Genomic DNA, 11,914 nt, shown 5'->3' with positions numbered 1-11,914 from the left:
TCAGGCCGCGTGAGCGGTGAACCAGTCGCGGACACCTGCTGGGTCGTAGCGCAGGTGCTTGCCCATCTTGCAGGCCGGCGGGCCCTGCTTCTTGCGGCGCCACTGGTACAGCGTTTCGACGGGGATGCGCAGGTAGCGCGAGACGTCCTCGATCGTCCACATGGGTTCGGGCTGGTCGTTCACGGTTGTCCTCCTGGTGGTTGCTAGTGGCTCTCCCTGCTGGTGGTGCGTTCCTCGCGGGCCAGGGCGCGGTGCTCGCGGGCGCGTGCTGCGGCGTCGGCGGCGAGCTGGGCGTCAGCGGTGCTGTTCCAGCCGATCCCGGCGAGGGTGAGGCGGCAGACGACGAGGGTGGTGTCGTCGAGGTCCTGGTCGTCGTCGCCGTGGTGGCGGCGCCAGTGGTCGGTGCGGCTGGTGCGGCGCCAGGTCCGGCGTTCGGCGCGCAGCCGGGTGTGGGTGGTGGAGTAGCGCCGGGACTTGGTGGCGAAGTGGCCGCCGAAGCCGAGCATGTGGGTCCAGCGCTCGAGCCGGCCGTAGGTGTCGTGCCAGGTGGCGCGGTCGTCGTCGCTGGTCCAGTCGGCGGGTCGGGTGCCGAGCTGGCGGGCGTAGGCGATGAGGCGGCCGAGGTGGGTGTGGGCGTCGGCGTAATGCTCGACGAGGTCGGCGGTGAGCCGTCCGGTGATGGGGAGGCCGGCGGGTTCGGTGGCCTTGGTGGCGTACTTGGCGAGGTACGCGGCGACGGCGTCGGAGGTGATCGCGCCGGAGTCGAGTCCGTGGGTGACGGCGCGGATGTCGGTCTGTGGGCCCCAGGTGATCGGCCAGGTGTGGCCGGTGTCGGCATAGGACGGGGTGTCGAAGCCGGTGGCCCGGGTGGCGCCTGCGACGAGCTCGGCGAGGTGGGCCGGGGTGATGGTGTCCGGCGGCGGGAGTATCGCATCGGGGTCGTCTGGGTCGACGGTGTCGAGGCGGATGAGGGCGTGGAAGTGGACGACGCCGCGGCGTTGGTACTCGGCGACCTTGCCGTAGGAGACGCGCAGCTTCGTGCCGTGGGGCTTGGCGAGGGGCCGCAGCGCCCGGTTGAGGGCGATCATGGTGCGGCGCCAGAGTTCGCCGGCCCAGCCGTTCCAGACGACGTGGTGGGCGTGGTCGTAGGAGTCCAGGCACAGCGGCCGGCCGAGACAGGCCGCTGACTCGGTGTGGCGCTGGGTGCAGGTCAGCAGGCGCCCGTGAGGGCAGGGAGTCGCGTTGCGGCGCGGGCGGCAGGGGCGGACCTGTCCGGTGCGGGGGTTGACCACGCGGGTGTGGACGGGGCCGAAGGACGGTGCGGTGAGGGTGGCGAACACGGCGGGGTGTCCGGCGACGGTGTCGGGGACGCCTTTGCCGCCGACGAGGCCGGAGCGGATGAGCTGGTAGGTGTCGGCGCGGTAGGTCTCGGCGCACGGTGGGCAGACGCTGGCGCGGCGGTCGCCGCAGGGGACGTAGATGACTCCGTCGGGCAGCTCGTTGGTGTGGCGGGTGCGGGTGATGGCGCCGGTGGTGGTGTCGACGTCGTGGAGTTCGCCGGTGAGTCGGACGGGGCGGACGCATCCGCGGGTGGCGGCGGTGTGGTCGAGCCAGCGTCGGTGGTCGCGGGATCCGGCACGGCGCAGGAGTGCGGTGCGGGTGGTGGTGAATCCTGGTGGTCGGGGTGTCGTCGTGGTCGTCATGGGCGGCTACCAGGGGACGGCCGGGAAGGCGTGGCCGAAGTAGTCGCGGGCGATGTGCTCGGCGCGGGCGCGGATGGCGGCGATGTCGTCGGGGGTGCGGCTGGTGGTCCAGGTGTGGAGGTCCCCACCGTCGAACCGCATGACGGCGTCGATGGCGGAGAGCGGGTCGACGACCTTGACGGCGAGGGTGTCGCCGTAGCGGGCGAGGTGTGCGGCCAGGGCGAGGACGAGCTGTCGGGCGGTGAGGACGTACTCGGCGGCGGTCAGGAACGGCTGCTCGGTGCTGACGTCGTGGCGGTCGGTCGGGGTGTCGAGGGTGGCGGTCATGGCGGTTCTCCTTGCTCTGGTGGGTGGTTGGCGGTCACCGGGCACCCCCGGCCGGGCGGGTCGGGGGTGCGGGGTCGCCGTCAACGACCAGGTGCGTCGTCGGTGGTCGGGAGTGCGGCGAGGGTGGTGGTCTCGTGGGCGTCGCATCCGGGACGCAGGCACGAGCGGTAGAGGTCGCAGCCGAACAGGGCGTGGTCGGGGATGAGGCCCCGGCAGTGGCAGGGGGTCCAGTGGCACCAGATGTGGCCCTCGAAGACGCAGCGGGCGCGGTTGCGTCCCAGGACGCAGGACCGGCAGATGAGGCGTCCGTCGTCGGCGGTCCAGCCGTCGGTGGTGATGTGCTGTATCGCCTGCTCGGCGGTCTCGAAGTGCAGCGGGCGTTCCTCGATGCCGTCGGTGTCGTACTCAGACGAGCAGATGTCGCAGGTGATCGCGTAGCAGGTGACGGCGCGGATCACGGTGCACCTCCGGTGCCGTAGCGCTGGTGGGCGGCCTGTCGGGTGGTGCCGAGGCGGGTGGCGATGTCGGCCCAGGAGAAGCCGGCTGCGCGCAGTCCGGTGACGGCGTGGCGGATGGCGGTGTCGATGTCCTCGGCGAGGCGGGCGAGGTCGGTGAGTCCCTCGATGTCGCCGTGGCCGATGCGGCGGCCGTGGGCGGTGACGATGCAGCGGGTGAAGGCGGCGTAGTCGTCGTTCTCGCAGATCCGGCGGGTGCGGCTGCCGGGGCGGTGGGTGGGGCGCTCGGGTGTCAAGCCGGTCTTGACGGTCGGCGCGGTCACCGGAGGGCTCCGGCGTAGGGGGCCCGGGTGCTTGCCTCGGTGTCGTGGCGGTCGCTCAGGGCGATGCGTGTCCGGTGCGACGAGGTGAGCCGGTCGGTCAGGGCGACCAGGGTCAGCAGGACGGGCAGGGTGATGAGGAAGCCGATCAGCAGGACCAGCGGGGCGGCTTCGCCGAGGGTGTTGCGGGCGGCGAGGACGAGGCCGGTCGTGGCGGCGACGAACGGAATGGCGATGAGCAGGTGACGGATGTCGTTCTTCATCTGGGCACACTTCTCCTGGGTCACGAATAGCGGTGCTATTCGGCGGGTGGGTGGAATTGCGGGATCGCGCTTATGCGGCGGGATCGCCGGGCGCGTTGTCGCGGAGGCGACGGGCGGCGTTCACGACGGCGCGGATGTGGGCATCGGTGAGGTACGCGGCCTTGAACCGGCGAGGGATTCCGCCTTCGGCGAGCAGCCAGCCCACGCCCCGGTCCTCGGGGCGGATGTCCTTGGCGGAGAAGCCTTCCTTGGCCCAGCCGACGGACAGGATGATGTCGGAGCTGGAATCGGTGGTGCAGCGGAAGGCGACGCGGTAGCCGAACAGGTCCCGCAGGCTGGTCGGGATGATGTCGGCGGACGGGCGTTGGGTGGCGGCGACGACGATGATTCCGGCGGCGCGGCCCCGGGCGACGAGGTCGCGGACGAGGGTGCGGAACTCTTCCTGCTCGTCCTTGGTGCCGATGGTGACCGAGTAGTAGGCGAGTTCGTCGATCACGCAGAGGATGACGTCGAGGCCGTCGGTCTGGACGATCTTGCGTCGTCCGGCGGCGTCGAGCTGGGTGTATCGGATGTCCATCTCGGACTGGAGTTCGCGGAGCTTGTCGAGTGCGAGGCCGATGGAGTTGCCGACGAACACGTCGGCGACCGGGCGCCAGAGTCCGAGTTCGACGATCTTGCCGTCGAAGAGCCACAGCCGGGCGTCGGTGCAGAGTGCCGCGTGGCCGATGATGGTGTTGAGCAGCGAAGACTTCCCGGAGCCGGGTTCGCCGCCGTCGAGCAGGTTGCGGTACATCAGGGTGACCTCGACCGGGTCGCCGTTCTCGTCGATGCCGAAGCTGATCGGGTCGTAGATCGAGCGCGGGCCGCCAGGTCGGTTCCGGCGGGTGCGCCGGCGGTTGAGGATCGTCATGGCGGTGTCCTTCACTCGGCGTGGATGCGCGGTGCGTGTGCGGGTGTGGTCGCCGAGGTCCGGCCCGCCGGGCGGCGGGTCAGGTGAGCGCTACAGGCTCGGGTCGGCGTCCTCGTCGTCGGCGGGCCGACGCGCGGTGGCGTTCTTGCCGCTGGTGCGTCCCGGCTTCTTCTCGGCCGGTGGGGTGGGCGCCGTGGTGCGGGCGCCGGTGAGGGTGTCGCGGGAGGGCAGGGCGACGACGTTGCCGGTGTCCTCGGGCGTGATGTGCTCGTCAGCGTCGACCGCAGCGAGGTCGGCGAGGTCGTGGATACCGGTCGGAACGATGTCTCCGACGGTGAGCGGGTCGCGGCGGACGACGTCCACGACGACGAGTGCTGCTTGGGCGCGGACCGGGGTGACCCGGGTGGTGCGGGCCCAGCAGGCGGTGGAGATCCGGTCGGTGACCTGGTCGATGTCCTTGACCGAGAGCCCGGCCGGGAGCCACACTCGCACGCGTTCCCCGACCGGGGACGGCCGTGACCACAGCAGCAGCGGCATCTTGCCGTCGTGGGTCATGGTCCGGGTCTGGCCGAAGCAGGCCCGCATCCGATGGCGAGTCGTCACGGCCCAGCAGCGGGCGGTGATGTACCGGCGAGATGCCGGGATACCGATCACCATGACGGTGACGAAGCCCAGTGCGAGGGCGGTGTTCGCGGGGCCGATGTGGTCCCGCAGGACCAACGTGATCGTCAGGATCACGGCGATGCAGGTCAGTTCCGCTCGGAAGCGGATGATCCAGCCCACGACCCGCAGGTACGGGTTCTGGTGTGGGCGGGTGAAGATCTCGATCGTCCCGCTCCGGTACGAGGTCCGGGACGAGTTCCGGCCGCCGGAGCGGCCTTGCGCACGTGAGGTGCGTGCCATCATCGATCAGTCCTTCCGACTGCTCTGGCTGAACCGGGGTGGAAGGGCGAACAGAGGCGGACGCGGGGCCGCGTATGTGGTCGGGAAACCTCGGCGGTCCCGTGTCCACCTCTGCCCTTCATCGGGCGAGTCCGGGTAGACCGGCTAGAAGCCGGAGCCGGAGTTGCGCTCGTCCTCGACGTGCAGGCGGTGTGACATCGCCGCCTTCCACTGACCGACGTGGGTCAGTGCGATCTCCAGGCACTCGGTCATGTCGACCAGGTGCCCGAGCCTCGTGGCCGTGTCGACCTGCGAGGAGTTCGCCTCGATGGCGAACTTGGAGGCCTGGTGAGCGGCCTCGAACACGACGGAATAGTGCGATCCGCAGATCGCGTCGTGCACCTTCGAGATGTTTGCTTCCGGTGCGCGGTACGGCTCGTGCCGTTCCGCCATCGGAGTCACGGTGACCGTGGTGCCGTTGTTGTCGGACATCGTTCACTCATCCCTTCCGCAGAGATCGGGACCGGAATCGCGGCCTACTTGGACGCGCCGGTGTTTCCCTCGGGAAGGACGGACTTGGCACGGAACGCCACCCGCGAGTTGCCGTTCTGAACCCACGGCATCGCCTGCAGACGGTCCACGTACACGAACTGACCCTGATCGACCTTGGGCGGGTTGTCGGCCGCCACCGTGACCAGGATCGTCTCCGCGTCGCCGTCACTCCAGGCCACGAGCTTGACGGCCCACAGGGGGTGGTTCGTGCCACCGCTCTTGTCCCGACGGTGGACACCGTCCTTGTCCAGACGCGGCTCGAATCCGCCGGACGCCTGGAAACGCATGGCATTGGTGTCGAGAATCAACTGCATGACTGCTGTGCTCCTTCTGGGGATCAACTTGGCAGTTCGCTCACCCCGGACGGGGTGTGCCAGACAAGAACACCAGCGAGCACGTAGGGCCGTAAATTCACGATAGTAAACAGCTTCGTGTTTACCGTTCCGTTTACCGCGTTGACCAGGCACAATGAGAAGCGCGGAACCCGAAGACGAGGGAGACCGGTGATGAGCTCAGCGCTGCGGGGAGCGCGTGAGGCCCAGGGCTGGACACAGGACCAGCTCGCGGGACGTCTGTTGCGTCTGGCCGAGTCGCGCGGGGCGGCGTTGAGCGTCAGCCGGGCGAGCTTGAAGCAGATGGTGTCGGACTGGGAGCGCGGCAAGCGCAAGCCCGGGCACTGAGGTGTTCTCAGTAGCGGGTTGATCATGTCGTGCGGTCGTACTCGGTGTGGAGTAGTACGAGCGCAGCTGCGGTGATCGCGCCGGTGCGCCAGGGACATAGCGTGACTCGCCGCAACGCGGCGAAGGTGGTCTTGAGCAGGGCGTTTCCGCGTTCGGCCAGAGCACGAAGGGCTGAGTGCAGGGTGTTGACGGTGCGCTGGTTGACCGTCTGCCCGCGGCCGGGGGCGAGTTTGATGGGCACGGTGAGCCGGTCGGCTTCGCCTTCGTAGCCGAGGTCGCCCAGCGCGGCGTGGGTGTCGTCGGTGAACGCGGCCAGGCCCTCGAGCAGCCCGGGGTGGGTACGGGCGCAGCGGGTGTCGTGCTCGCGGCCCGGCCGCACGTCGCTGGTCCATAGCGGCCATCCATCAGGTGCGGTGAGGACCTGGATGTTCCCGCCGTGGCGGCGGTGCTTGCCCGACCACCACAGGTCGACCCCGGGGGTGAGGCCGAGCGCGCGGCACCGGTCGGTGGCGATCAGGGTGCCGTCGAGATTCACGTGGGTGTGCCCGGCTGTGCGGGCGGCGAGCAGGGCTCCGTGCAGGCCGGGTGCGGCCGCGGCGAGGACGTCGATGCCTTCGTGCAGGTAACGGTAGGCCGTTGCAGTGCTGATCGCGTTGTCACCGGCCGAACATCGGACCCGGGTAGCATCACAGAACCAGCGGATCACCAGCACTGCCTGGGCGAACGGGGTCAACGCCCGCCGCCGGGTGCCACGTCGACGGCGTTGAAGGACCAGGAGCCGCGCCAGATAGGCCACGGTGCGCTCCCCGATCGGGAGGACAGCGGTGTAGGTGACAGGATCAGACATGCAGGACCTCGGTGACGGTGTCGATCTGTGCTGGACCGAACCGATCTACCGGGGTCCTGCCCCGTTCCCGCTCATCTCACCACCCTCGGCGTGTCGCCACGACCTGCCACCCCGCTACTGAGAACACCTCACTACCGGCAGCTTCTCTGCGACCTGTTCGGACGGACCGCCGATGAACTCGGGTTCCCGGATGCGGCGCCTGCGCCGTTGTCGGTGGCCCCGGCCCAGGGGCTCGAACTGATGCTGGACCAGGCGGCGGTCGTCGACGTTGTCACCGTGTCCGGGCTCCAGCAGCAGGTGGACGGGCTGCGTCGGCTCGACCAGCAGCTCGGGTCGCAGATGGTGATCGAGCAGACCGGCACCCTGGTCACGACGGTGCGTGACCTGATGTCCCACGTGATCAGCGAGGCCGAACGGCAGCAGCTCGCCGGGGTGCTGGCCGATGTCGCGGCGCTGCACGGCTGGCAGGTGCTCAACTCCGGCGACACCAGCGGGGCGTGGACGCTGCACGATCTCGCCAAGACCGCGGGCCGGGAGTCCGGAGATCCTGCGCTGCTCTCGCACGCGATGGGCGAACAGGCCTACGACCTGCTCGACGTCGAGCGTCCGGAGCTTGCTCTGCAGCTCGTGCAGGCGGCGAGGTCAGCCGCAGGGTCGAAGGTGCCGGGGTTGCTGGGGGCGTGGCTGCACGCAGCCGAGGCGGAGGCCCTGGCCGCGACGGGTGATCAGGTGGGCTGCCGAGAGGCGCTGAGGCTGGCCGAGCAGGCGATGCCGGCGGAGCCGGACAACAGCGCTGTCCCGTACGTGTCCCTCGACGACTGGCAGCTCGCGAGGTGGCGGGGCAACGTCCTGGCCGGTCTCGGTGACTCCGGGGCGCTGGACGCCCTGTTGAGCGCGCTGGGGAGGACGCCGGGGATGTCGGTGCGGGCGACTGCGTCCCTGCACTGCGACGTTGCGCAGTCCTACGCGGTGCGGGGAGAGCGGGTGTCGTCCCTGGAGCACGCACGGGTGGCGCGGGACCTGGCGCGGCGGACGGGCTCGATCCGGCAGCTCCGCAGGATCGACCGGGTCACTCGGCTCCTGGCGTGAACTCCACCCCGGCCTGCCGGGCGAGGAGCTGGAGTGCGGCGATCAACGTGCCTGCACCGAGGAGCCGGTTCCCTGCCACGAGAGCGGGCAGCTCGGTCAGCGGGACCCACTCCAGGAGGCCGGCTTCTTCCAGGTCGGACGGTTCTCCGATGTGGTCGAAGGTGCGCCACAGGTAAAGGTGGGTGGGGGAGTCGACCATCCCGGGCAGCGGCTGGAACGAGGCGAGGTGCTGCGGGGGGCCGGTGGGACGCCAACCGCCCTCCTCCTCGGCCTCGCGGCGTGCAGTGTCGGCCGGGTCCTCACCGGGCTCGATCAGGCCACCCAGGAACTCGTACCCGATCTCGTCGGTGACCCAACGGTGCCGGTGCAGCATCAGGGCACGGTCCGAGTCATCGACGAGGACGGCGATGGAGACAGGCTTCATGTGCACGACGTGGTGCTCGAATCGTCGTCCGTCGGGCGGCTCGATATCAGCGAGGCTCACTTGGAGCCATTCGCTGTCATAGACCGTGCGCTCACCACGCTTGGTCGTGCGCGGTGGCGATTCTGACGATTCCACTGACACCAATTCTAGAGCGTGCAGGAGTCCTTGCTGACTCTCGACACGCTACCGGTTGAGCCGGTCTCAGGCAGCGTTGGTGTCAAGCATCAGCTGAGACTCGGCGCGGGAGCGCGGGGCGGGTTCGGCCTGGTCGGGCGGGTGCGGTGTGCGGGTGGTGAGAACTTTCTATACGTCTTCAAGCCGCGCCCCACCGGGGCGCGGGGCCGGACTCGGCCGGACGGCAACCGCTCCGCGACCTCCGGCCTGACGGCCTCCGGGCGGAGCGGACCTCGGGGCCGCCGGCTACGCGCCGGCAGGGTGGGAATGAGACGGTGTGAGTGGTCGTCCCCGCTGGCCGCAATCGTCTTCACGGGCACGAACGGCGTCAACCCCGCGCTCCGCGCGCCTCGATCCCGCCGGTGGTTGCCCCCTGCGCCGCCATCTGTTGTGTAGTGGTCAACTTGCGGGATCGAGGGTTCCGGGTTGACACCGCACGCTCCCGCAAAGTGCTGGCCAGGACAGCGGGATGACAGGACTATGCGAGAAGGCGTTGCGTTTCCGCTAGAAGAGTCCCTCTCGGTCAGGGTTAATCGCCTGAGGCTTACGCCGTGTCGACGTCACCAAACCTGCAAACCTGACCCAGCCGCGAAAGTGTTTACCAACCGAGATGGTCGTTGCTCTCGACCACGCGGCGCCAAGCGCCTTCTTTATGTGTTCGCCGATCAATTGGGGTGTCGCCGCAGGGTCGTCTGCCAGATGTATCCATGCTGCGTCACCGCCAGGCATTTGCCGAAGAAGGTTCTGGAGTGCCTCTTCATGAATCTTGCCGTTCTCGATCAGCTCAGGGCGCGACACTTCAAGGAGTCCATCAAGTCCCTCGGTTATCGCACCGAGCCGGAGTAGGTCACGCAGCGATACCAATTCTCTCTTAGATAGCTGAGTGACGGGCCTAGGCGCTTCTTTAAGCGCCTTCAGGAGCGCTACGCTAGGTCCTGGGCTGCTGGTTGGGAACGAGCCACGTGTCTTCATTTTGCTGACACGGTTCAGAAGCTCAGTTTGCGCCACATGGCCATCAGTGGGCACTTTTGCCGACTTGCCTTCAATTACAGCCAGGCCGCCAACCTCGAACCAATAAGTGAACACGCGCGCGTAGGATACCCACGTGTCGCGAGAAACAGCGACCGCTGGGAATACATCCTGAAGTTTCCTGGCGAAGGCTTCAAATGTGAGTCGCCCGCCGGAGCGCTCAGCTGCCTCTAGGAAAGTAGTGTAAGCGCGGTGCCGCCGAAGTGCTTGGCCGACCAGCGTCCGAATGGCTGAGTCGCGGTCGCTTGCGTTTCGGACGCTATCGACGAAGCTCACCCGGTTGGGCTCGTAGGAGCTAATGCCCATCAGGCGAAGTTCTCGTACGAGATTCCAGACTGCATTCTCGCTTGTCCCGAATCGTTCGGCGACCTCAACAACGTAGCTGTCGCCCCCGTCTTTTTCGAGCTCTCGTAGGAGACGGGCTACTGAAACGGGAGCCTGTCGCAGGATGTAGGAGTCTTCAATTGGTACTCGACCGCTTGTGATGAAGTCTCGGAAGATGTCCCAATAGGTATCTAGATGTTCACCAACTGACACGATAAGGCGGCGATTGATTAGGGACTGAACGATATCTGCCGAAACTCGATCCATTGCATCGGTTACATTGACTGGAGCAAAGCGGGCGATATACTTTAGGGCTTCGCGTTCGTGAGGGCTTAGCTCCGCCATGTCGGCTTCGAACAGGGTTTGAACATTTAGGGCTTCAGACAATAGTTGCTCCTGCGTTACGCCTGACTCAATCTCTCGCAGGAGATGTCCTGCGAGCTTCTTGAACAGCCAGGGCAGGCCCTGCGAATACTCGCGCAGGCGCTGACGCAATTCGCGACTTAGTCGCTGACCGGATTCCTTCTCTAGTCTCCTGAGAAGCGTCTCGACGTCTCGTGGCCCCCACGTCGGGAGCGTAATGACGTGCGCTGATCCGCGGATCTCATCACGAAGTTGATACGGGTAACCTTCTGTCCATCCAACATAGTCGGTTTTCCACGAGAAGCCAACGGTAAGTGGAATGTCTAGCTCTTGTACGCCGAGAGCGAGATCGCGGAATTGCCTGGCGAGGGCCTCATCTCGGAAGACGTTTTCGAACTGGTCGAACATTAGGAACAATGGCCCGCGGTTAAGCCAGGTGCTGTCGGATAGCGTCCGCAGGCTACTGGTAAGCGACGCCCACGACGGCTTCGAAGGTAGCTCTACGTAGCCGTCGATAGCGGCCTGCTCGCCAAACTTTCGTAGCACACTGCTGACGAACCGGGTCGTAGCGACGGTTCTTGTGTCTACGACAAGCGCGGCACCTCCTGAATCTTCTGTCATCTTCTTAAGTCTTAGCGCCAAGGAGCTTTTTCCCCAGCCAGATTGTGCGTTGAGAACGATGACACTTCCCGACTTGGCGAAGACCTCACCCGCCTGTCGTATGGCCTCGCGTCTCCCCACGAAGAACTTAGGTGAAGCGGGCAGTTGATACTCAAAGTTGTTCGTACTTCCTGCGACCACGGCGATGAAATCCTCGGCATCTGGAGGAGTCTCGATTGTGCGCTTCAGGTCTGATGTCGAAGCGACATGCCAATCGGAAACGTCTAGGCCGCGTGCAAACTCGGTTTCGCGAACTAGGTCAAGAACTAACTCGGGAACGCTCAGAGAGCCTGTGGCTCTGAGGACGACCCGAGCCGCGCGGGCGCCTTCACCTAACTCGATTGCGGCCGAATAGACGCCATGCTCGGCCACTACTATTGTCGGGTCGATGTAGCTATCGTTATCGTAAAAAGGATGGATGATTTGTCGATCAACTAGGGATTCGTATACGTCGTTAGCGTCCAGTACCCGGAAGTCGGGGTCATCGAGTCGGATTGTCTCGTAGAACTCATTGAGGTGTTCTCAGTAGCGGGTTGATCATGTCGTGCGGTCGTACTCGGTGTGGAGTAGTACGAGCGCAGCTGCGGTGATCGCGCCGGTGCGCCAGGGACATAGCGTGACTCGCCGCAACGCGGCGAAGGTGGTCTTGAGCAGGGCGTTTCCGCGTTCGGCCAGAGCACGAAGGGCTGAGTGGAGGGTGTTGACGGTGCGCTGGTTGACCGTCTGCCCGCGGCCGGGGGCGAGTTTGATGGGCACGGTGAGCCGGTCGGCTTCGCCTTCGTAGCCGAGGTCGCCCAGCGCGGCGTGGGTGTCGTCGGTGAACGCGGCCAGGCCCTCGAGCAGCCCGGGGTGGGTACGGGCGCAGCGGGTGTCGTGCTCGCGGCCCGGCCGCACGTCGCTGGTCCATAGCGG

The 11,914-nt window shown here is 66.9% G+C and carries 16 protein-coding genes; 2 read left to right on the top strand and 14 right to left on the bottom strand.

The features are described 5' to 3' along the window. The 10 genes from Ae505Ps2_RS02280 to Ae505Ps2_RS02235 form a co-directional block, all read right to left on the bottom strand. A complete protein-coding gene (locus Ae505Ps2_RS02280) occupies positions 1 to 162 on the bottom strand; it encodes a helix-turn-helix domain-containing protein (protein ID WP_075312812.1) in 162 nt (53 codons plus the stop codon). Between the two features lie 41 nt (positions 163 to 203). Continuing rightward, positions 204 to 1,703, bottom strand: coding sequence for a replication initiator (locus Ae505Ps2_RS02275; RefSeq protein WP_075553376.1), 1,500 nt, complete (start codon positions 1,701 to 1,703; stop codon positions 204 to 206). A 6-nt stretch (positions 1,704 to 1,709) separates the two neighbouring features. Further along, positions 1,710 to 2,030: a hypothetical protein gene (locus tag Ae505Ps2_RS02270; RefSeq protein WP_075310322.1), complete on the bottom strand. Its 321-nt coding sequence runs from the start codon at positions 2,028 to 2,030 to the stop codon at positions 1,710 to 1,712. A gap of 80 nt (positions 2,031 to 2,110) precedes the next feature. Then, positions 2,111 to 2,488, bottom strand: a complete 378-nt coding sequence (locus tag Ae505Ps2_RS02265) for a hypothetical protein (RefSeq protein WP_075310323.1) — start codon at positions 2,486 to 2,488, stop codon at positions 2,111 to 2,113. After that, positions 2,485 to 2,808: a hypothetical protein gene (locus Ae505Ps2_RS02260; protein ID WP_198932224.1), complete on the bottom strand. Its 324-nt coding sequence runs from the start codon at positions 2,806 to 2,808 to the stop codon at positions 2,485 to 2,487. The genes Ae505Ps2_RS02265 and Ae505Ps2_RS02260 overlap by 4 nt, the downstream gene beginning before the upstream one ends. Continuing rightward, on the bottom strand, positions 2,805 to 3,092 hold the full coding sequence (locus tag Ae505Ps2_RS02255; protein WP_139318930.1) for a hypothetical protein: 288 nt from the start codon (positions 3,090 to 3,092) through the stop codon (positions 2,805 to 2,807). The genes Ae505Ps2_RS02260 and Ae505Ps2_RS02255 overlap by 4 nt, the downstream gene beginning before the upstream one ends. Positions 3,093 to 3,138: 46 nt before the next feature. Continuing rightward, complete coding sequence (locus tag Ae505Ps2_RS02250) at positions 3,139 to 3,978, bottom strand: FtsK/SpoIIIE domain-containing protein (protein ID WP_075310326.1); 840 nt, start codon at positions 3,976 to 3,978, stop codon at positions 3,139 to 3,141. Positions 3,979 to 4,068: 90 nt separating this feature from the next. Next, positions 4,069 to 4,884, bottom strand: a complete 816-nt coding sequence (locus Ae505Ps2_RS02245; protein ID WP_075333861.1) for a hypothetical protein — start codon at positions 4,882 to 4,884, stop codon at positions 4,069 to 4,071. A 141-nt stretch (positions 4,885 to 5,025) separates the two neighbouring features. Further along, on the bottom strand, positions 5,026 to 5,352 hold the full coding sequence (locus Ae505Ps2_RS02240) for a hypothetical protein (protein ID WP_075333860.1): 327 nt from the start codon (positions 5,350 to 5,352) through the stop codon (positions 5,026 to 5,028). 44 nt (positions 5,353 to 5,396) lie between these two features. Continuing rightward, the gene (locus Ae505Ps2_RS02235) at positions 5,397 to 5,726 is read right to left on the bottom strand and encodes a hypothetical protein (RefSeq protein ID WP_075298844.1); all 330 of its coding nucleotides are present in this window, start codon (positions 5,724 to 5,726) and stop codon (positions 5,397 to 5,399) included. A 189-nt stretch (positions 5,727 to 5,915) separates the two neighbouring features. Here Ae505Ps2_RS02235 and Ae505Ps2_RS30835 point away from each other — a divergent pair, with 189 nt between their 5' ends. Continuing rightward, positions 5,916 to 6,092, top strand: coding sequence for a helix-turn-helix transcriptional regulator (locus Ae505Ps2_RS30835; protein WP_139320119.1), 177 nt, complete (start codon positions 5,916 to 5,918; stop codon positions 6,090 to 6,092). Positions 6,093 to 6,114: 22 nt separating this feature from the next. On the opposite strand, the gene Ae505Ps2_RS02230 is transcribed toward Ae505Ps2_RS30835, so the two are convergent. Next, positions 6,115 to 6,939 (bottom strand): transposase family protein, encoded by an 825-nt coding sequence (locus Ae505Ps2_RS02230; protein WP_075553319.1) that lies wholly within the window; start codon positions 6,937 to 6,939, stop codon positions 6,115 to 6,117. A 213-nt stretch (positions 6,940 to 7,152) separates the two neighbouring features. Between Ae505Ps2_RS02230 and Ae505Ps2_RS02225 the strand changes: the two genes are divergently transcribed. Further along, complete coding sequence (locus Ae505Ps2_RS02225) at positions 7,153 to 8,028, top strand: hypothetical protein (RefSeq protein WP_075553375.1); 876 nt, start codon at positions 7,153 to 7,155, stop codon at positions 8,026 to 8,028. On the opposite strand, the gene Ae505Ps2_RS02220 is transcribed toward Ae505Ps2_RS02225, so the two are convergent. The 3 genes from Ae505Ps2_RS02220 to Ae505Ps2_RS02210 all read right to left on the bottom strand — a co-directional run. Beyond that, entirely contained in the window at positions 8,009 to 8,452 is a 444-nt protein-coding gene (locus Ae505Ps2_RS02220) for an NUDIX hydrolase (protein ID WP_349289815.1), read from the bottom strand. The genes Ae505Ps2_RS02225 and Ae505Ps2_RS02220 overlap by 20 nt on opposite strands. Positions 8,453 to 9,130: 678 nt before the next feature. Next, the gene (locus Ae505Ps2_RS30830) at positions 9,131 to 11,374 is read right to left on the bottom strand and encodes a hypothetical protein (RefSeq protein WP_139320118.1); all 2,244 of its coding nucleotides are present in this window, start codon (positions 11,372 to 11,374) and stop codon (positions 9,131 to 9,133) included. A 165-nt stretch (positions 11,375 to 11,539) separates the two neighbouring features. After that, on the bottom strand, positions 11,540 to 11,914 hold a 375-nt coding region (locus Ae505Ps2_RS02210; protein ID WP_249265208.1), incomplete at its 5' end, for a transposase family protein.

This window comes from Pseudonocardia sp. Ae505_Ps2 (assembly GCF_001932425.1).
In the GTDB taxonomy this organism is placed as follows: domain Bacteria; phylum Actinomycetota; class Actinomycetes; order Mycobacteriales; family Pseudonocardiaceae; genus Pseudonocardia.
Note: the sequence above shows the minus strand (reverse complement) of the source record. Positions and strands in the feature narration are given on the sequence as shown.